Genomic DNA, 21245 nt, shown 5'->3' on the forward strand with positions numbered 1-21245 from the left:
CCATTCCACTTAAAAAATAAATAAGATGAACATCAATATAGCAATGATTAAGAAAGCTTTCGGAATAGTGTTTATTTCGATGGTATTTATAGGATGTCAGGACATGGACAGACCGGAATTGGGAAACTATCCTATAGATGAAAATCCTGTGGGAGGACCTTTGAAATTCTATGTCCCTTTTGACAACAACACGACAGATCCACTGCGGTTTGCCGTGGACAATATTCGTGCAAAATTTCCCACTGACAATCCTCTAACCCAAACCGAAGGAATAAATGGAAAAGCAGCGCAAGGAGGTGTGGCAAAAAAATTCATATCCTATTCGTCTGCAAATGATTTTGCAGCTACAGCAGCGAGTTTTACAGTTTCATTTTGGGCAAAACACAAAGCACCAACCCAAACAGAATTTGCATTTGCACTGACAAGTGACAACTGGGCAAAGGCGGCAATGTTTGTAATGGTGGAAGGAACAACTGCAAACCCGGTTTTGAAACTTTTTGTGGATGAACAGCCAAGCACGGGAGGTTCCGACAAATGGTTTGAATGGGTAAATGCCAAAGCTGTTCCTGGCATATTTGACGATCAATGGCATCATTATGCATTTGTTTATGATGGAACAATTTCAAAAATGGTGCTTTACAGAGATGGTGTGGCATACGAACCTCTTAGCCAATGGACAAATCATGGAAACATAAAATTCAACACTTCAAAAGTGGGTAGTTTTAGAATAGGAGGATCAGGAAATCCAGAAGAAGGATGGATGAACTCCTGGACTGGCGCATTGGATCAATTCAGGTTGTATGCTTCTGCATTGACTGCCGCAGAGGCAAACCAGTTGTTTACCGGGAAACTTTAAAATTTAAATAAAAAGGATTTGCCAAAGTGCAAAAGTACTTTGGCAAATTTTTATACTTTACAGCATGAAAAAAATCAAACTTTTATTAATCCCAACTTTTGTGTTTCTTTTATGTTGCAACAACAGTACAAAAGTTAATGAACAACCCATACAGCAGGAATCAGTTCAATTGACTGATGTCGAAGCAATGGATCAGGTTCAAAAAGATGCCATAAAGTATTTTTGGGATTATGCGGAACCCAATTCAAAATTAGGAAGAGAGCGTTACCACACAGACAATCCAGGTTTTGAAGCCAGTAAAGTAACCACTGGTGGTTCTGGTTTTGGACTAATGTCCCTGATTGTTGGAGTGGAAAGAGGTTTTATTCCAAGAGCCGAAGCCGTTACCCGAATGACCACTGCCATGGATTTTCTGGAAAAAGCAGATCGTTTTCACGGAGCTTGGGCACATTGGATGGATGGAAACACAGGAAAAGCCATTTCTTTTGGAAATAAAGACGACGGTGGAGACATAGTTGAAACTGCTTTTTTGTGCCAAGGATTGATTGCCGTTCGGGAGTATTTCAAAAACGGCAACGTCCAAGAAAAAGCATTGGCTGCCAAAGCGGATAATTTATGGAAAGGTGTGGAATGGAGCTGGTACACCAATGGAGAAAATGCGATGTATTGGCATTGGTCACCCACATATCAATGGGAAATGAAATTCAAATTGGAAGGATACAATGAGTGTTTGATTGCTTACATTTTGGGTGCTGCTTCAACAACTCATCCGATTCCTGCCGCTGCATATCACGAAGGCTGGACACGAAACGGAACTATTGCAACCGACAAGACACAGTATGGAATTCCATTAATATTCAAATACAATACCGTTAGTGGAAATGCCGGTCCTTTGTTTTGGGCACAATATTCATACTTGGGATTAGATCCAAATAACTTGAAAGACAAATATGCGGATTATGGCGTTTTGACCCAGAATCATGCCAAGATTATGGTACAGCACAGTCTGGTGAATCCAAAAAAATGGAAAGGCTATTCCGAAAAATGTTGGGGACTCACAGCCAGTTATTCCCGAAATGCAGACGGAACAACTGGGTATTCTGCCCATGACACCGACAATGATTTAGGCGTAATTACTCCAACAGCCGCACTATCCTCTTTTCCGTACACGCCAATTGAGAGCATGAAGTTTTTACATTATTTATACGATGAAAACAAAGCAAAATATATTGGAATTGCTGGGCCTTATGATGCTTTTTCTCCCCATTTTAATTGGGTAACGCCGCGTTATTTAGCCATAGACCAAGGAACAATTGCTCCCATGATCGAGAACTATCGAACAGGCTTATTGTGGAAATTATTCATGAATGCACCCGAGGTAAAACAAGGCTTGTTGAATCTAGGTTTTCATTCAACGAAATACGGATTTTAGCCATTCAAACAGGAACAACAAGAACATATAAATACCATAGAATGAAAAACAAATTAGTCTTACTTTTTTTAGTATGTGCTGTTTTAGGTTACTCTCAAAAAAAGAGCACAAAAAGTACCGTAAAAATTAAACCTAAATCAGAGTTTGTATCAGAGTTAATGTCAAAAATGACATTAGACGAGAAATTAGGACAACTGAATTTACCAACTTCTGGCGATATAACCACTGGTCAAGCCAATAGTTCCGATGTTGCCAAAAAAATCGAAGAAGGCAAGGTTGGCGGTTTGTTCAACATCAAATCTGTACAGAAAATAAAAGAGGTACAACGAATTGCAGTCGAAAAAAGCCGTTTGAAAATTCCCTTGATTTTTGGCATGGACGTCATTCACGGGTACGAAACCACTTTTCCTATACCTCTTGGACTTTCCTGTACTTGGGACATGAACTTGATCGAAAGAAGTGCCCAAATCGCGGCACAGGAAGCGAGTGCCGATGGCATCAACTGGACCTTCTCCCCCATGGTTGATATTTCTCGTGACCCACGTTGGGGAAGAGTTTCTGAAGGTTCCGGGGAGGATCCTTATTTAGGAAGCCAAATAGCCAAAGCGATGGTGAATGGATATCAGCAAAATGATCTTTCAAAAAACAATACAATTTTGGCATGTGTCAAACACTTTGCATTGTATGGTGCTCCAGAAGGGGGTCGCGATTACAATACGGTCGATATGAGCCACATCCGAATGTTCAACGATTATTTCCCACCTTATAAAGCCGCTGTCGATGCCGGAGTGGGATCGGTTATGGCTTCCTTCAATGAAGTGGACGGTATTCCTGCCACGGGAAATAAATGGCTGATGACAGATGTTTTAAGAAAACAATGGGGCTTCAAAGGTTTTGTTGTTACTGATTTTACCGGAATTCCAGAAATGATCGCACATGGCATGGGCGATTTGCAAACAGTAACAGCCATGTCATTAAACGCCGGAGTTGAAATGGACATGGTAGGTGAAGGATTCTTGACTACTTTAAAAAAATCATTGGACGAAAAGAAAGTGACCATACAGCAAATCGACAATGCGGTAACTCTTATTTTGAATGCCAAATATGATTTGGGATTATTCCACGATCCATATAAATATTGTGATGAAAAAAGATCTAAAACAGAGATTTTCACGACAGCCAGCAGAAAAGAAGCGCGCCAGATTGCTGCCCAGTCATTGGTGCTGTTAAAAAACCAAAACCAGGTATTGCCTCTTAAAAAATCAGGAACTATTGCCCTGATTGGGCCATTGGCAGATGCCAAAGAAAACATGCCGGGAACTTGGAGCGTGGCCACAAAAATGGAAAATGCAGTTTCATTATTGGCAGGAATTAAGGAAGTAGCCGGAAAATCCACGAAAGTACTTTATGCAAAAGGAAGCAATTTAGATTATGATGAAACTTTTGAAACCAATGCAACCATGTTTGGTAAAACCTTGAACAGAGACAAACGTTCCAAAGACGAATTAATCGCAGAAGCCTTAAAAGTTGCCAATCAAGCCGATGTAATCGTGGCGGCACTTGGCGAATCTGCTGAAATGAGCGGAGAAAGCAGCAGCCGTACAAACTTGGAAATTCCACAGGCTCAAAAAGATTTATTGAATGTGTTGTTGAAAACAGGAAAACCCGTCGTTTTGGTTTTATTTGACGGACGACCTTTGGTATTAAATGATGAAAATGCAACTGTTCCCGCAATTTTAAATGTTTGGTTTGCAGGTAGTGAAGCGGGTTTCGCCATTGCCGATGTTTTGTTTGGTGATGTAAATCCTTCCGGAAAATTAACTGCCACTTTCCCGAGAAGCGTGGGACAAGTGCCCATTTATTATGCACACAAAAACACGGGAAGACCACTTTCCAATACCGAAGGCAAATTCGAAAAGTTCAGGTCCAATTATATCGACGAAAGAAACGAGCCGTTATTTCCATTTGGTTTTGGTTTGAGTTATACCAATTTTGAGTATTCAAACCTGAAAATTTCTTCCGATAAAATGAATTTCAGCGGGAAATTAAAAGTAACAGTTGATGTTGCCAATACAGGAAATTTTGACGGAAAAGAAACTGTTCAATTGTACATCAGGGATATAGTTGGTTCAGTAACAAGACCCGTTAGAGAATTGAAAGGATTCCAAAAAATAACTCTCAAAAAAGGGGAAAAACAAACCGTGACTTTTGACATTGCGATTGAAGATTTAAAATTTTATAATTCTGAATTGCAATTTGTGGCGGAACCAGGGCAATTTGATGTTTTCGTGGGAGGAAATTCAAATGCCGACAAGAAAGTTAGTTTTGAGTTAACAAAATAATTGGTTAGTTAATTTAGTAGTTGCCCTTCGTACTGGTTATGCGAAGGGTTTTTTTATAAACAATCATAATTTCAATTTTATAAAAATGAAGCCTATTAAAAGATTTGGAGTATTTCTTTTTATGCTGGCAATAATTGTTTTCTCTTCTTGCAATGCGAAGAAAAACGCTGTTGTGGCACATCGTGGAGCTTGGAAAAAAAACAATCTTCCGGAAAATTCCATTGCAGCATTACGGCACGCAATCGAATTGAAACTACCTGGTTCTGAATTTGACGTTCGGAGAACCGCCGATGATTCGCTGGTCATCAATCACGATCCACATTACAACAAATTGCCCATCGAGGAAACCAATTATGCCGACTTGATAAAGTTCAAACTTTCAAATGGCGAGAAGCTGCCCACTTTGAGCGAATATGTTACGGAGGGCAAAAGAAACAACAAACACACTCTTTTGGTTTGCGAAATAAAACCTTCAGAAATAAACAAGGAAAGAGGAAAAATGACTGCCTTGAAAGTTGTTGAAACCGTAAAGAAACTCAAAGCCGAAAAAATAACCTGCTACATTAGTTTTGATTACGAAATTCTAAAACAAATCAGGCAAGTGGACAATAAAACTTCCTTGCAATACCTGGATGGCAATAAATCTCCAAAGGAAGTAAAATTGGATAACATCTCCGGAATTGATTATCATTATTCAGTCTTTAAAAAACATCCTGAATGGATAAAAGAAGCAAAAGAAAATAATATTACGCTAAACGCTTGGACCGTGAATGAGGTTGAGGTAATGGATTGGATTATTGAAAATAATTTTGATTATATCACCACCAATGAACCTGAATTATTAAATCAAAAAATAAAGGATAAAAAATAGCCTTTAGAGGTTTGTTTTAAAATAACATAAAAATAAAAGAAATGGATAAACTACCTTCACTATTACTTTTGTTGTTTTTGACAGGATTTAATGTCAATGTCTCAGCACAAAAAACAGAATGGTTCGACCCAAACAAACCAGCGACAACGTATTGTAACCCGATAAATATTGGTTACAATTACACGACTTACAATCACAATGGAATTCCGGAATCTCGCCGTTCAAGCGCAGATCCCGTCATCATTACTTTCAAAGGCGAATATTATTTGTTCGCGACCAATCAGGCAGGTTTTTTCTGGAGCAAAGACCTGTCTGATTGGAAATTTGTTTACGGAAGTTTTCAAAGACAGCCGGGCGATGACGATCAATGTGCCCCAGCAGCCTGGGTTGTAAACGATACTTTGTTTTATGTGGGGTCAACCTGGAAAAGGGATCATCCAATTTGGAAAACAGCCGATCCAAAATCGGGTCGATGGCTAAGGCACGTTGACACCGCCATGTTGCCAACCTGGGATCCCGCCATTTTTCAGGACGATGACAAAAAAGTATACATGTATTACGGTTCAAGCGGAAAATTGCCTTTGGTGGGAGTTGAAGTGGATTACAAAACATGGTTGCCAAAAGGGAATCAGGCAGATTATGCAAAATTATATAAAGCTACAGAAGTTGAGGATATTCAGCGTCCGTATGGTGAAGTAAAAGCAGTTGTTGGCTTGGATCCTGCTTCACACGGTTGGGAACGTTTTGGGCCCAACAACGACATGGAACCTGCTCCTTGGGGGAATTTTATCGAAGGTGCCTGGATGACCAAACACAATGGCAAATATTACATGCAATATGGAGCTCCGGCAACTGAATTTAAAGGGTATGCTAATGGTGTACACGTTGGCGATAATCCGCTGGGACCTTTCACATACCAAAAACACAATCCAATGTCGTACAAGCCTGGTGGATTTGTAATTGGAGCCGGACACGGAAATACATTTGCAGACAATTATGGAAATTATTGGAATACGGGAACCTGCAAGATTTCCATAAAAGATCGTTTCGAGCGACGCATCGACATGTTCCCTGCCGGATTTGACAAGGATGATGTCATGTATTCCAACACGTCGTATGGAGATTTCCCCATCTTGCTTCCCACAGGTAAACGCGATCATGTCAATGGGGCTTCGTCAGGATGGATGTTGCTTTCATACAAAAAAAAGGCAACAGTATCCTCTTCCGAAGAATGCATGGAAGTGCAGACGCACAGAGTGGACACAGGCGGGAAAAAAGTATTCGAAAAAATCTGTTATGATACCAAAAATCTCACCGATGAAGATATTCAAACGTATTGGTCCGCCAAAACGGACAAATCCGGTGAATGGTTGCAGATTGATTTGGGTAGTAAAATGCAAATAAATGCATTACAGATTAATTATGCCGATCACAAAGCCACGCAATACAACAAGGCGATGGATATTTATTATCAGTATCAAATCTTGATGTCCGATGATGCACAAAACTGGAAATTGGTGGTTGATAAATCAAAAAATGACAAAGACGTTCCTCATGATTATGTTGAGTTGACAAAACCTATTGAAGCACGTTTTGTGAAAATGGTGAATATCCACAATGCTTCCGGATTGTTCGCCGTTTCAGATTTCCGGGTTTTTGGAAATGGATTGTCAGAGAAACCTAAACCAGTTTCCCGATTCAAAGTGGACAGGAATGCCAAGGATTCCCGAAATGCCATGATTTCTTGGAATGCTCAGCCAGATGCTGTTGGCTATACCATTTACTACGGAATTGCTCCTGATAAATTATACAACAACATAATGGTTTACAATGGAAACTCTTATGATTTTAGAGGATTGGACAAGGAAACTGACTTCTATTTCAGCATTGAAGCCTTTAACGAAAGTGGAAAATCAAAAGTAACCAAAAACCTAAAAGTCAATTAATAAAACAATGATTAGGATATATTAAACTCGGACTTACTCCTTTTTAATTCAAATTACCAATCAATTTGAATACCCCTTGTTTTTTTTTAGCAAATCAACAACAAACGATATTCCCCTTCCTTTTCCATTGGTGCCCTGTGAATACAAGGTAGAACCTGCTGTTTTGGATGATCCACCGCCAGGCGCCAAAGATGTCCTAATCCTAAATTAATAGGCACTATATGGGGTTGCGCCTGATAATGCAAATCAAAATAATTTTCCTTCAAAAAGTTTTCAAATTCCTCTGATGGGCCGTTATGTAGTTCTTCCAATTTTTTTCGAATTTCAGGAATTAGAATTTTTTGCTCGGCTTGCTCATTGGAAATAATATCACTTGCCACTCCGTGATAGGTACATAAAAAAGTGTCTGTTGCGATGGGCGAACGATCGACATGATACGAATACACATCAGTGGATATGAAATCAAATTCATCATCTCGTTCATAACATTTAAGTAAATTAAGAGAGGGGGAAGCTCCAAAATCGGTTAATAATAGTAAATCATTCAAGATAATTTCCCTTGCTCTATTCCCCTTTTCTGATAGTTGGAGTGCCAATAGATCTTTAGGATAAACTTCCGTCATATTTTCTTTTATTTGCAGTTTACCTACAATCTCTTTAAAATCTCCTTCCAAATTTCTGTACCAGCATAGTGCATTCATTTCTCCCTTAAAATCAGTATTTACAAGTTCAGAAAAAGTGGATACCATTCCAATTTGGTTGCTGTCAGAAAATGTATTGCTCATAGTGTGATATCAAGAAGTTAGTTACTTAATGTACCACAAAATTATGGAATTACACGGAGTTACAGCATTTTTATCGCTATATCCTTTATTCTTTTACTGGATACCCAAAATGGCTGCATTTGAGTCAGAGGGCAATCAAGCGATCTCCCCCTCTCGTGTTTTCGTTAATCTGGGTATCTAAAAATGAAACTGATAAATAGCGATTACCAATCCAATTTTACCAGAGCCACGCCTTGACGTTCTAAATTTAAAGGCACTACACTTTTGGCAGATTTGATTTTAATTTTTTTAGTCAAGATACATTTTAGTTTTCCAGATTTTTCAAGGGTATCTATTTGTTCTTGCGTAGGATTTTGTGGCGAACCCATTTTTTTCCAAACTTCATAAGAATTACTGTTTTCTTTGTCAATTAAGTAAATGCTTAGTGCAACTTTTTTAGCGGGAATATTTTCGATAGTTACAGTTACGTTTTCTGTTGGACCTGGTTTATCATCGTCGTGATAATTCCAGACCATTATTGCTGCTGATTTTGAATCCTTGCTTGCCAATGCTCCAATATCTGACTGTGTGCCGCGAACACTTGATTTTAAGATTTCGCCTATCGGATACATACGATTGCTTTTGACAACTAAACGGTTTCCCGACATCATGCCAAACATCCTGAAAACATTAAGTACGGGTTTGTCCACTCCGTTGGTTGCAAGGTCGCGAAAGCCATAGAACCATGGTTGGTTTTCAAACTCAAAAGACCATGAAACTGCACCAAGAAAATTTGCTTTTGTCTGGTCTGCCAATATGTATTTTCGAGCAAAAGATGCCGCTGTATAACTGGAATACATGGTGCCATTTCGGTAAGCATTTTCAGGATTGGTGGCCATTCCGCAGGCTGCACAGCCTTCTGGGTCTGATTCTCCAATTATGATGGGCAATTTTTTTGTTTCTGGATACGACATCGTAAGTTTAAACCCTGTCTCTATATCATTTAACTGTGGTGCCATATTCATTCGAACAGAACCATCTACCAATTTAGGACTGCCTTTAGCGTGAAAAAGAATCGCATCCATAGGCGAACCTATTTTTCCCGTTGCATAATTGGTCCCGCTAATGCAGTGTTTAATAAAATCATTGGTCCACTCCTGGGCCCCCTTCCCTTTTGTACCGGCAATATTAATTCCACCTATTTTTGCAGTAGGTAAAGCTTGCTTTAGTCCATCGGCTGCATAGTCGTACATTTTCAAAAATTCTTCTCGCGTACCTTTCCAATAGTGACCATTGGGTTCGTTCCATACTTCCCAATACCAGCTTTCCACCTCTTTTTGACCATAACGTTCCACCGAATGTTTGACCCATTCGTACACCAATTTTCGCCATTTATCATAATCTTTTGGCGGATAAGCCCATCCCGTAATAATATCGGTATAAGGATCACCGGGTTTCCAATAATGTCTATATGGTGTCGGATGAGTTGACAATGCTTCAGGCATAAAACCTATTTGCGCCAAGGGTTTCATACCACGTGAAACATAAGTATCAAAAATACTGTCCACGATTTTCCAGTTGTATATTGGATTACCCAAACTGTCTTCGGTATAGGCATTGGTAGAACCCCATTTAAGAGCTGCAACGCCATCACCGCTCACCAACATACTGTGAGTGCGCACATATACGGGAACTGGACTCAAAGCTGCAATTTCGCCAAGAAGTTTTTTACCGTCTTTCATATACGTATAGTTGGGCTCATCATAGCCAAACCAAGCCCATACCGGAGTCATCGGAGCTATCTCTTGTTTAAGATCCACGGTAATTTCAGGACTTTGGGCATACAATGGCGCAGCCAAATACTGTACTACAATAACTATCAGGCAATACTTTATTAGTTTATGCATGTTGTAATTTGTTTTATTGCGGGTTTCCGCAAGTTTGTATTAATAAAATTTGTTTCTTTGTATTCAACAATGTTGACAAATATAATTATATATTATTAAAACCAGTATTTTTAATTTTATATTTTATATTTCATTTCTTGACTCCAATAATCAAATGTATTGTTGGATTATTCACACCTTAATAAACTACGAAATACTAATTAAAAATATTATTTTGGAAAAAGAAAAAATTGCCACAGTAAACACTCTTGAAGTGGGAACGAGAATAAAACTATTGCGCATAAACCAAAAACGCACATTGCAGGAAGTTGCGGATAAATGTGGATTGTCTAAAAGCATGATTTCTAAAATTGAAAACGACAAAACCATTCCTTCGGTTGCCACTTTGGTTAAAATAGCAGCAACGCTAGGCACGACTATTTCAGGTTTGTTGGAGGAAGAAGGCTGGGGCAAAACAATTGTCACAAGCCAGAAAACGGCAATGGAAAAATTAATAAAGACTGAAAAAGGATACCTGATTTTCCCATACGCTTCCGAGTTTCACGATAAAAAAATGCAGCCCTTTTTATTTGTGGCCCGCAAGGGCGAAGTGATTCCCCATCAGCTGTCACACGAAGGCGAAGAGTTTGTTTTTGTTATTGAAGGCAGCATGAAAATGCAAGTGGGAGAAACGGAATACATCCTTAAATCAGGTGACAGTCTATACTTTAATGCCATGCACAAACACGGTATCATACCCATTACCGATGAAGTAACCTACATTGATATTTTTGCTTAAAATAAATCTTATTTAAAAGAATAAAATGCGACAAATATCTTCCGGCGTTTTCCTTTATCTCCTATTCCTTTTGTATTGTCATTCTGTTTCAGGACAGGTAAAAAACGACACTATTGGACTTTCGGAATTGATTGTCAAAAGTTTACCCATCCAGAATTCCATTCAAAATTTGGCGGCATCAGTTTCCATTGTCACGGAAAAAGAAATCAAGCAAGCCGACGGAGTAATTCTTACCTCAATTCTCAACAAAGTTCCCGGAGTTTATATGCAACAAGGCAGCTTGAATACCAATAAAATTACCATTAGAGGCATTGGTTCAAGATCACAATACAGCACCACTCGCATCAAGGCCTATTTTGAAGAAATTCCGCTTACCAGTGCCGAAGGGGAAACCACATTGGAAGATATTGATTTAGAAGCCATAGATGGCATTGAAATCATAAAAGGCCCCAATTCAACTGGATTTGGAGCTGGACTTGGAGGCGTAATCAATCTACAGGCAAATAAAACCCCCAATGAAAATTCTTTTGTAAAAACAGGCACCACCATAGGAAGTTTCGAGCTACTAAAACAGGTATTATCTGCTGGATACAGTGATGAAAAATCAAATTTTTACACCAATTACAGTACACTACAAAATGAAGGCTACCGATCCAATAGCAGCTATGATCGCAAGTCGTTCAACTTGTTTGGAAAACAACATCTTTCCAAGAATGGCATCCTTTCCCTTTTCGCAATCGGCACCCGACTGAAATCTTATATTCCTAGTTCTCTCAGTGAAAATAACTACATCAATTCTCCTCAAAAAGCTGCAGCAACTTGGGAAGCTGCCAAAGGGTTTGAATCGTATGACAAAGCCTTGATTGGATTGGGGTATCAACATCATTTCTCTGAAAATTGGTCTTTGAACACAAGTATTGCCACTTCATTCAAAAACGGATATGAAGCCCGCCCTTTTGATATCTTGGAAGACAAAAGCGGTTCTTTCAACTTTAGATCCAAAATCAACCATACAACCAACTTTTTTTCAATTCCTGCCACTTTTAGCATTGGGATTGAATCCATAACAGAAAATTATGACTTTTCGCTTTATAAAAATTTATATCAATCACAACCGGGACAAGGAAGCATTCAGGGTGAGCGTTTTAGCGAAATCAACCAAAAAAGAAACAATTCAAATGCCTTTGTGCAAATGAACATACAACTTCTAAAAAAACTGTACCTGGAATCCGGCCTCGCTTACAACTCCACCAATTATGAGCAAAATGATGTTCTTATCGAAAATAAAACAGACGAAAAGAATTATACTTTTGGATCGATTTGGTCACCTCGCCTGGGTCTTTCCTATAAATTATCCACTGGAAAAAATATGTTTGCTTCCATAAGCAAAGGTTTTTCAACACCTACCGTTGCCGAAACCTTGACGCCAGAAGGGCAAATCAACACGGATTTAAAACCAGAAACAGGAATTAATTATGAAGTGGGTTTCAAAGGCAATTTCCTGAATTCCAAACTCTATACGGAACTGGTATTTTATGATTTAGAGGTAGAAAATTTATTGGTCGCCCGTCGCATTGCCGATGACCAATATATGGGAATCAATGCCGGGAAAAGTTCCCATCGAGGTATCGAATTCTTGGTGAATTACAAATGGATTCCTAATTCAAACCTCCAACTTCGTCCCTACTTTTCCGGGACGATAAATGATTTCAAGTTTACTGACTTTGTAGATAAAAACAACGATTTTTCAGGAAACAAGCTTCCCGCCGTACCCAATGTTCAATTGAATTCAGGGTTTGATTTGAGTACTGATTTTGGCCTGAACATCAACGCCAACTACGGCTTTTTTGGCAAGATGCCAATGGATGATGCCAATTCAAAATACACCAAAAGCTACCAATTATTCGATGCAAAAGTAGCCTATGCTTTTGTTGTTCTAAAAAAATTAAAAACAGAAATAAATACTGGAATGCAAAACATCTTGAACGAAAAATATTCGTCCAGTATTTTGCCCAATGCAGTTGGTGTTGGAACCGCTCCTCCCCGTTATTATTATCCCGGAAACCCAAGGAATTTCTATGGTGGATTTCAGCTAACTTATTTATTTTAAAACCATCCCTAAACACTACTAAAGGCTTGAAATACTTTAATTAACAATGCAATACCAACTAAAGTAAATTCTTTCTATTGTCAAAAAAATGAATTGGCTTTCTGCTCATTGGATTATAAATCAATGCCTGCAACTCTTCTTTGGTGGTAAATTCAATTTTTGGAGTCACTCTCAATTTGGCCCTGAAATGGTCTTTTATTTTATGCAAAATAGATTCTGATTCCTGTTTTACGGCAATCTTGATTACGATTTCATCCGTTCCCAGTTCATTGGTAGAAATTACGATGATGTAATTTTCTATAGTGTCGAAATCGTTCAAAATATCAATCATTGCCGGCGGATACAAGGTAGTTCCCTTGTACTTTATCATTTGCTGTTTTCTACCAACAACTGGACCAACACGCAACGTATTACGCCCGCAAGCACACGGAGTTGTATGCAATTGTACAATGTCTCCCGTTTTAAAACGTACCAATGGCATGGCTTCAATTCCCAAAGTGGTAAAAGTCAATTCACCCGATTCCCCCTCTTTTACGGGTTGGTTGTTTTCATCCAAAACTTCAACTATAATCAATTCGGGATGATGATGACCACCTATTGAATGCTCACATTCCGTAAATGCCGTGCTCATTTCGGTCGAAGCATAAGTCGAAAACAACTTGATATTCCATTTGTCGGTGATTTTTTTGGACAAAACGGTCATCGAAAAATCCTGGTTTCTAAGGGATTCACCAATGCAAATTGCTCCTTTTATACCAGAGTTGTTGTAATCAATATTGTTTGTTTCGGCATATTCAATCAGTTTTAGCAAAAAAGATGGAACCGTGATTAAATAAGTAGGCTTGTATTTCAAAATAGAATCCCACTGCAATTCCGGAATTCCGGCACCCACACGAATTACGCCTACTTTCATTTTTCGCAATCCCAAGAAATAGGCTAAACCGGCCATAAACCTCCTGTCGATTGTGGTCATCAACTGCACGATGTCGCCTTCTTTAATTCCGGCGCAATCAAACGAAATTGCTTCGTTATAAGCCAATCGGTCTAAATCTTTATCGGTCAAACCAAAGGTTACGGGATCTCCCAATGTACCGGAGGTCGTGGCATAATCTATAATTTTGTTGGCTGGCACACACAGAAAATCATCGTTGTATTTTTGCAAATCTTCCTTGGTTGTCACCGGCAAATACTGCAAATCCTCAATTGTCTTGATACTGTTGACATCTATTTTTTCTTTAGAAAAAAGTCTTTTATAAAAAGGAGAATTTTGATTGACATAACTCAAAACTTCCAAAAGTTTTTGCTCTTGTAATGCCTTAATTTCTGATGCAGCAGCTTTTTCTATTGGGGGAATCATGATAATTTTCTTTTAATTTTCTTTAAATACTTTTGTATTTCTTCTTTTTTGGGAAGGGTCGTGATTTCTTTGGACAACGCTTTCTCAAAATGTTTTTGGGCCAATTGGTATGATTTTTTTTGATAATAATACAATCCAATTTTATAATGAACCACCCAATAATCAGGATTCAAAGATTGGTATTTTTCAACAAAATCTATGGGTAAATCCTTTTTATTTTCTCTAAAAGCATCCATCTTTCGGTCTTCAATCCTGAATTTTTCATAATTGGCATATTCGGTGGTTTCCAAAAAAGCATCTTTCGGAATGTTTGATTTTTCTACCTGTAATGAAACAATGGAATCTTTGGCACTCCTCTTTTCGAAGACTTTATTCAAATCATAACATACAAATTCGCCCAATTGATAAGGATTTGAAGAAATCCAAACCAAGCGTTCTTTGGGTTTGAAAATAATTGCATGATGTGCCATAAGCTGATTCAGGGCTTTTTCATTGCCATAACCCAAAGCCAAATTACTCAAGCCTTCCTTGTTTCGAAGAATGTCGGCCGCAATTTGAGGATTTATTTTGGGGTTTGCATCAAATAATTGTTCCATTCTATCAAAACGGTATTTGGAATGACTGTTTTCTATTTGAAGCTGATTATTTTTCTCGTTTTTTAATTCCGTGCTTTGAAAATGATTGGAACAGATCAATTGGTTGCTGTTTGGAACTTCATAAACGCCAAAATTATGTGGCGTAACTTCAATTATAATTGCCTTTCCATCATTGGCACTGCCCACCATTATTGATTCCGAGACAAAAACCTTTCGTTTTTTGGCAATAGCGATGGCTTCGTCAAGAGTCGCCGCATATTGCAAAATCTCTCTTGTCAGAATTGAAATTGGAGTTTTTGCCACCAACGGAATTCTTGATTTTGCCGCATTTATGGTCACGGTCAAGCCTTCCCTATTCATTCCGGAAACGGCACCAATCATTCCTGCCCATGTCACCATCATGAAAGGATGCCCTTCTTTCGGATTGATGAAGGCAACGATTTTATCTTTGGCAAAATCATCGCCCGCATAAAAATCGAAATTGCGTCCCAAAATCAAGTTTCCGTCTTCGGATTTTTCGCCCCAAGCAGCAAATGAGGAACAACCCACCAACATCAAATCCTGTAAGGCGTGACCAATATCGTGGGCGCCATGCAAATACAAACTCCTCAAATAGCGCGGTGCAATGTTGTCAAAATCGTGCGAACTGTATTCTGAAACCCCATATATTTCGGTTTTGTATTCTTCGGGAACGTTGAGATAAAGTTTCCTTCCGTACCATTTCAGAAAAGTCTTGAGTGTGTTTTGTTTGAATTTTGAAGGCAACATCTCATTTATTTTACCAAAGAAAACTTTTTGCTGCTTCTTTAACAATGAATCAGTCAAACTTCCTGTAGCCAAGCCCCTTTCGAGCGGATCACCTTCCACATAAAGCTCCCAGAGGTTTTGCTTGTTTTTCAACATAAAATTATTTCCCGTGGAAAAAGCAGTTTTCGATTGTTTGTTTACAACTGGAATTGCCTTGTTGTAACCCTCCAATTGAGGTTGATCGTGTAATGATTTTGAAATACCGCAAGAAACGATTGTCAGGAAAAAAAAGGATAAAAACAGGAACTGAAAAAGTGATTTCATATTCAAATATCTTATTATTTTTCTGAGAATTGATTGATTTTATTGACCAAATATTCTTTTCCTATAATTTCAGAACAAGTCACCACTGCGCCAATCGTCACACCCAAAACGCCATGCATATTGATGCTTTGGCCTGTCAAATATAAATTATCCAGTTTGGTTTTTGAAGCAATGAACGTTTTCATCGGATTGTTGGAATCTTTCACGTAACCATACATGTTGCCGTTGTAACCGCCAATATAATCCCTGTAGGACAATGGCGTTGAACTATGTACTGACTGGATACAATCTCTAATTCCCGGAAATTTGAATTCAATTTCTTGAAGAAATTTTTCTGTTTTCTTGATTTTAAATGCTTCGTAGCTCTCTCCTCTATCCGATTCTTCGGCAGTAGTGTTGAATGTTTGTTCCCACACTTTTAAATCCTCATATTTCATGTAAGTGATAAACGTCATGCCCTCGGCCCAAACTTCAGTGTTTTTTGAAGTGTTCATCGAAGCCATAAATGCTTTTGGCCAAGATTCATCATCATATTCGTGGGCAGTCCAGACTTCTTCACTATTCTTGAAATGATAATAATTGTGATTTAGGTATTTGAAAGTTTTAGGTTTGAAAACCACGTACAAACTAAAAGCTGAAATCCCTCCCTCCAAACTCTCGATTCGATTGTAAAACGATTTCCTGAATTTGTCCACTCCGGCCATTTGCAATGTTGCTTTTGGGTCAACATTAGAAATAAAAATGTTGGCCAAAATTTCTGTTCCATCTTTCATTTTTACAGCAGAAACTGCGTTGTCTTCTACTTCAAATTGTACAACTTCCTTGTATTTGTAAATTTCTCCCCCGTATTTTTTGAGTTGTTTTATCAACTGTTTCGTAATTTGACTTCCTCCATTTATGCAACGCCAAGCACTTTGAATATAGGAATTAACGGATAATGCGTGGACATAAAAAGGTGATTTGTCGACTCCGGCATAAAGAAAATTAGACCCTGCCAGAACCGCTCTTAATTTCTTGTTTGGGATTAGTTCGTCAATATATTGTTTGGCATTTATACCCAGTATTTCACTGTCGTATTTCCCCTCCCACTCCAAATTATACAAAGGGAAAGAACTGCAGGTTTTGGCAACCTCTTGGCAATATTTCTGAATGGTTTCCTGCTCTTCGGGAAAAAACTTCACTAACTGATTGACAAAATTGTCGTAGCCTTGGGCATGGGGATATTCTTGGGAGTCATCTTCAAAAGAGATGATGTCGAAACCGTCTTCATCCATTTTTTGAAGTTTCAAATCGTCCATGATGCCTAAATATTTGAAATATTTATTCAAATTTTGACCTTCGCTCAACCCCCCTATGTAATGAATTCCCGTATCGAAAATGGTTTTATCGCGTACAAAAGTTTGGAGGTTTCCTCCAAATTGATTATTTTTTTCGAGCACGCAAACACTATAACCTTCTTTGGCCAAAATAATACCCGAAGCCAGTCCTCCTAGACCACTTCCTACAATGACAACGTCATATTGTTTTTTCATGGTCTTTTTTTCTTTAAAACAATTAAATTTTCACTTTCAATCTCAATATCAAAACCTAATGATGCTATAACTTCTTTTAGATTAGACGAATTTACTAAAATAACGGTGTTCGCCAACTCACTTATTTCTATGCCTACCTCCTGTTTATCGTCAGAAATCAGTACAACCTCATAGTTCTTCTTTTCAAAATTTTTCCTGTTTTCCAAATAATGAATCGTTCTTTTCCGAACTATGTAATTTGTTTTGGCAACCGCTCTTTTTTCTTCATCGGCAATAAAAGAATCAATTTTTCTTTGTGATTCCTGCAGCGAAAGCAACACGTCCAATTGACCGTAATCATTGGACAAATGCAAAATTTTTGCCTTTGGAGAAATCACCGAAACCAATTCATGATATAATTCTAAATGTTGGTCAAAATCTCTCTTTACATCCCTGACAACTTCAGGTTCTTTATAATCAAAACTGTTGAGAATCATTTTCTTGAAATAGCTTGGTCCTTCCAACTCCTCACGCATTTTTTTGAAATGGGCTTTGAAAAAAGCACTCATTTTCTTTGTTCGCTCGGAATATTCTTTGCCAAAAGCAGCATCATTTACAGGAATCCTGTCCAATATTTCCACCGTGGTTCTCCCACCATTGATTACGAAATCCCCTTTTGGCAATACTTCGGAATAACCATGAATGACAACGGGAACAATATCCAACTGCAGTTGTTCCGCCAAATAAAAAGCTCCTTTGTGAAAACGTTTAATAGAATTGTCCGAAGAACGGGTTCCCTCGGGAAAAACCATCAATGAAAATCCCTGGTCAACTTTGGCTTTCAAATGTTCAACTCCATTATCAATTCCGTTGGAAACCGGATAAAATCCCGCCAGACGAACGCCAGCACCAAAAATAGGCGAATTATAAACCCAATCACTAACCAAAAATATGATTTTTGGACTTAACATTCCAACCGCCAAAATATCCAAAAACGAAGTGTGGTTTGCAATGATTACAGCTGGTTTTTCAAAAGTTTCTTTTTGGACATTAATTATTTTTCGTTTAATCGACGGATAAGACATCAACACCGATTGCATGAATTTAGACATTAAAAAATGAAATGCCATCTCCTTTCTTTTTCTGGAAACAGGAATAATCTTCATTAAACCAACGCTGATGATCGACAGCAGGAAACCTCCCAATCCGTAATATGTAAAGGAAAGAATCGAATGCAACAATCTTTTGATTTCGAAAGGCGCTTTTCCGTTTTTGGGTCTATTGGACAAAAATAATTTGAATAAAATTGGATAGAAAATAAACGTAATTATCAAGGCTGCAAAAACCCCAATCAGCGAAACCGAAGAAATGGAAATCAATGCCGGATGTTTCGCAAAAATCAAGGCTCCAATTCCTAAAATGGTTGTTATGGCGGCCAAAATTATGGAGGTTCGATAAATCGCAATTTCGTTTTTCCCGTTGGTATATTCTTTTTGCAAGGCACTGGTCATAAAAATACTGAAATCAACGCCGTGACCAAAAATTAAAGTACAAACAATCACGCTAAAAATATTCAACTGAATATTGAAAATGCCCATAATTCCAGCCGTAACGACTCCAGTAATGACAATGGGAATGCAACTGATAATGACCAATTCTATTCTCCTGAAAAAGAAAAACAAGATAAGAATCACGGCTATAAAAGAATAATTGACCAAGGTATTGAACTCGGTTTTGAGCTGGCCAAGAAAGGTTTCGTTCATTTGCTGTCTGTCGATAACCTTCAATTTGGCTTGGGACGACATCGATTTGACAAAAGTATCGCGTTGCTCGTTAGCCACTTTCACTAAAGTCGAAATCGTAAAAAAACCTTTTTTCTCGGTTACAAATTCCTGTAGCTGCAAAGCTTTTAGCTGCCCATATTCTTCAAAAGTCAGCGGTTGAAACTTCGTTTTCAAATGCTCGAAAAAAAGATGGTATGTCGATGGTTTAAAACCAAATTTTGAACCTTCAGAGACTAAATTTGATGTTAAAACCGTTTTCTTGTTTTCGTTCCAAAAGGAATTCCATTTATCAATTCTTTTTTGTTGCTCTTTTTCGGAAATCACGATGCCGCCAATGGAACTGTAACTTAGAATCTTCTGATTTTCTTTTTGTTTGGACAAGCTTGAAAATAGCTGGCTGTTGTTCTGTAAAACTTCTTCCAAGGAATTGCCGTAGGAAGCCAGATAGATTGATTTTGAAGTAATATTGGAACTTTCTTCCAATTCCTTTTCGGCAGCCCTAATTTCTTTTGGAACAAAATTCAATTGTGACAAATCGTTGTTGAAAACCACTTTATTGGAGGTGAAAAAACAAACAATCATGATGATGATGCAACTCCCGATCAGGAATTTATTTTTATGAAAAGAGAAATCAGATACATTGTCGATAATATTCTTTTTGTGGGCACCATCTTCAGTTTTGGGATTGTACAAATGAGGAACAAAAAGCAACGAAAACACCGCCGAAGCCACTACAATAATTGCCGCAAAAATCCCTAAATCCTTCAAGGCTTCCGACTTTACGAAAAGCAGGCACAAAAAAGCGACAGCCGTTGTCGTGCTGCTCATGATCAAAGGCATCGTAATGTCCTTGTACAATGTTTTCACATCGCTGTTGTGTTTGTAATGCGTGAGAATATGCAGCGAATAATCAATTGTTATCCCCAACAAAATGGAACCAATTCCCAATGAAATTGCCGAAATAGTTCCCTTTATAAAATACAATAACGCAATGGCGAAAAGTCCGCCAAAAACAGTGGGCAAAAAAACGATAAGTGGAATGTAAATGTTTCTGTAAAACAGGATTAAAATCAACATTAGTGCAATCATGGCAACCGAAGTCGTCATGACAATATCGCTTTTAATCTGGTTGGCGTTGGCCACGGCTATAAGCGTGGAGCCAAAATAATTGGCTTCGGCTTTTGTTTTAAATTGCTGGTTTAAATGGTCTTTTATCGAATTGAGTTTGGCTACAAAAAAAGTGTTTTTTTCCGTTTCGCTCGAAGGTAAATTGGGCGTGATAAACAGAAGCAATTTTTTTTTGTCCTTGGTCATCACAAAACCGTTTTCCAATTGAAAGTCGTCGCCTATGTTGAGTTGTTGGAGTTTTTTCAATCCAATGAAAGAAATTCCCAATGGATCATTAAGTATGAAATCTTTGGTAACAATTCCCGTTGGCGAAATTATGGTTTTGTAATTACCTGCAACAACAGCTGCAATGCTGTCTTTTTGCAATTTTCCCTGAATGGTTTCATAGTCTTTCTCGTCCAGAAATAACGGCAAATTGTTGTGTACAAAATCCATCGTTTCCTGAATGTTTTCCTCGTCAATTTTCCCCTGAATTGAAGTAATATAGGGTTTGCATTCCTTGGAAATGCTGTCTAGAAAAACTTGGGCATATTCGGCTAAATCCTCCGTGGTTCCATCTTTTTCGAGATGAATCGTGACGGTGATTTTATCGGCAAAATTCAATTGGTTCAACACCTTTGCCGTGACGTCGGATTTGTCGTTTGTCGGTATTAATTTGGTGATGTCTTCGCTAAATTTAATTTTGGAAGCAAAGAACAGGAATATAAAAAGCATTCCAATAAACAATGCAACAGAAAGGAATTTCCTTCTATTCACAAAGGAATGAATGGCGAAAAAATAGTGGTGCATTCT

At 38.2% G+C, this 21245-nt stretch carries 13 protein-coding genes; 7 read left to right on the forward strand and 6 right to left on the reverse strand.

Annotated features, from left to right (window positions below):
• Positions 1 to 25: 25 nt before the first annotated feature.
• The 5 genes from BUC16_RS14275 (at position 26) to BUC16_RS14295 (ending at position 7447) form a co-directional block, all read left to right on the forward strand.
• Positions 26 to 856, forward strand: coding sequence for a LamG domain-containing protein (locus tag BUC16_RS14275; protein WP_073371484.1), 831 nt, complete (start codon positions 26 to 28; stop codon positions 854 to 856).
• A gap of 64 nt (positions 857 to 920) precedes the next feature.
• On the forward strand, positions 921 to 2288 hold the full coding sequence (locus BUC16_RS14280; RefSeq protein WP_073371485.1) for a glucoamylase family protein: 1368 nt from the start codon (positions 921 to 923) through the stop codon (positions 2286 to 2288).
• A gap of 41 nt (positions 2289 to 2329) precedes the next feature.
• Positions 2330 to 4630 (forward strand): beta-glucosidase BglX, encoded by a 2301-nt coding sequence (gene bglX, locus BUC16_RS14285; protein WP_073371486.1) that lies wholly within the window; start codon positions 2330 to 2332, stop codon positions 4628 to 4630.
• 85 nt (positions 4631 to 4715) lie between these two features.
• Complete coding sequence (locus BUC16_RS14290) at positions 4716 to 5501, forward strand: glycerophosphodiester phosphodiesterase family protein (RefSeq protein ID WP_073371487.1); 786 nt, start codon at positions 4716 to 4718, stop codon at positions 5499 to 5501.
• Between the two features lie 41 nt (positions 5502 to 5542).
• Positions 5543 to 7447: a discoidin domain-containing protein gene (locus BUC16_RS14295; protein ID WP_073371488.1), complete on the forward strand. Its 1905-nt coding sequence runs from the start codon at positions 5543 to 5545 to the stop codon at positions 7445 to 7447.
• Between the two features lie 86 nt (positions 7448 to 7533).
• Here the strand turns inward: BUC16_RS14295 and BUC16_RS14300 are convergent, their stop codons facing one another.
• Positions 7534 to 8232 (reverse strand): DUF1826 domain-containing protein, encoded by a 699-nt coding sequence (locus BUC16_RS14300; RefSeq protein WP_073371489.1) that lies wholly within the window; start codon positions 8230 to 8232, stop codon positions 7534 to 7536.
• A 203-nt stretch (positions 8233 to 8435) separates the two neighbouring features.
• Complete coding sequence (locus tag BUC16_RS14305) at positions 8436 to 10118, reverse strand: GH39 family glycosyl hydrolase (RefSeq protein WP_073371490.1); 1683 nt, start codon at positions 10116 to 10118, stop codon at positions 8436 to 8438.
• Between the two features lie 214 nt (positions 10119 to 10332).
• Here BUC16_RS14305 and BUC16_RS14310 point away from each other — a divergent pair, with 214 nt between their 5' ends.
• Positions 10333 to 10896: a helix-turn-helix domain-containing protein gene (locus tag BUC16_RS14310; protein WP_244534372.1), complete on the forward strand. Its 564-nt coding sequence runs from the start codon at positions 10333 to 10335 to the stop codon at positions 10894 to 10896.
• 25 nt (positions 10897 to 10921) lie between these two features.
• On the forward strand, positions 10922 to 13006 hold the full coding sequence (locus BUC16_RS14315; protein ID WP_073371491.1) for a TonB-dependent receptor family protein: 2085 nt from the start codon (positions 10922 to 10924) through the stop codon (positions 13004 to 13006).
• Between the two features lie 58 nt (positions 13007 to 13064).
• Here BUC16_RS14315 and flxY read toward each other — a convergent pair whose 3' ends face one another.
• Genes flxY through BUC16_RS14335 form a run of 4 tightly spaced genes read right to left on the reverse strand, consistent with a single transcriptional unit; the run spans position 13065 to position 21242 of the window.
• Positions 13065 to 14363 carry a flexirubin biosynthesis putative acyl-CoA ligase FlxY gene (gene flxY, locus BUC16_RS14320; RefSeq protein ID WP_073371492.1) on the reverse strand — a complete coding sequence of 433 codons (1299 nt, stop codon included), beginning with the start codon at positions 14361 to 14363 and terminating at the stop codon, positions 13065 to 13067.
• Positions 14360 to 16030 carry a C45 family autoproteolytic acyltransferase/hydrolase gene (locus BUC16_RS14325; RefSeq protein ID WP_073371493.1) on the reverse strand — a complete coding sequence of 557 codons (1671 nt, stop codon included), beginning with the start codon at positions 16028 to 16030 and terminating at the stop codon, positions 14360 to 14362. The genes flxY and BUC16_RS14325 overlap by 4 nt, the downstream gene beginning before the upstream one ends.
• A 14-nt stretch (positions 16031 to 16044) precedes the next feature.
• A complete protein-coding gene (locus BUC16_RS14330; protein ID WP_073371494.1) occupies positions 16045 to 17562 on the reverse strand; it encodes a phytoene desaturase family protein in 1518 nt (505 codons plus the stop codon).
• A complete protein-coding gene (locus tag BUC16_RS14335; RefSeq protein ID WP_073371495.1) occupies positions 17559 to 21242 on the reverse strand; it encodes an MMPL family transporter in 3684 nt (1227 codons plus the stop codon). Before BUC16_RS14335 ends, BUC16_RS14330 begins: the two co-directional genes overlap by 4 nt.
• Positions 21243 to 21245: the final 3 nt, after the last annotated feature.

It is taken from the genome of Flavobacterium fluvii, assembly GCF_900129545.1.
Classification (GTDB): domain Bacteria; phylum Bacteroidota; class Bacteroidia; order Flavobacteriales; family Flavobacteriaceae; genus Flavobacterium; species Flavobacterium fluvii.

Excerpts from the sequence above, each read along its gene's own strand:
- BUC16_RS14305 (WP_073371490.1), bottom strand. The coding sequence starts at position 10,118 with ATGCATAAACTAATAAAGTATTGCCTGATAGTTATTGTAGTACAGTAT.
- BUC16_RS14295 (WP_073371488.1), top strand. The coding sequence starts at position 5,543 with ATGGATAAACTACCTTCACTATTACTTTTGTTGTTTTTGACAGGATTT.
- BUC16_RS14280 (WP_073371485.1), top strand. The coding sequence starts at position 921 with ATGAAAAAAATCAAACTTTTATTAATCCCAACTTTTGTGTTTCTTTTA.
- flxY (WP_073371492.1), bottom strand. The coding sequence starts at position 14,363 with ATGATTCCCCCAATAGAAAAAGCTGCTGCATCAGAAATTAAGGCATTA.
- BUC16_RS14325 (WP_073371493.1), bottom strand. The coding sequence starts at position 16,030 with ATGAAATCACTTTTTCAGTTCCTGTTTTTATCCTTTTTTTTCCTGACA.
- bglX (WP_073371486.1), top strand. The coding sequence starts at position 2,330 with ATGAAAAACAAATTAGTCTTACTTTTTTTAGTATGTGCTGTTTTAGGT.
- BUC16_RS14275 (WP_073371484.1), top strand. The coding sequence starts at position 26 with ATGAACATCAATATAGCAATGATTAAGAAAGCTTTCGGAATAGTGTTT.
- BUC16_RS14315 (WP_073371491.1), top strand. The coding sequence starts at position 10,922 with ATGCGACAAATATCTTCCGGCGTTTTCCTTTATCTCCTATTCCTTTTG.
- BUC16_RS14330 (WP_073371494.1), bottom strand. The coding sequence starts at position 17,562 with ATGAAAAAACAATATGACGTTGTCATTGTAGGAAGTGGTCTAGGAGGA.
- BUC16_RS14290 (WP_073371487.1), top strand. The coding sequence starts at position 4,716 with ATGAAGCCTATTAAAAGATTTGGAGTATTTCTTTTTATGCTGGCAATA.
- BUC16_RS14335 (WP_073371495.1), bottom strand. The coding sequence starts at position 21,242 with ATGCACCACTATTTTTTCGCCATTCATTCCTTTGTGAATAGAAGGAAA.
- BUC16_RS14300 (WP_073371489.1), bottom strand. The coding sequence starts at position 8,232 with ATGAGCAATACATTTTCTGACAGCAACCAAATTGGAATGGTATCCACT.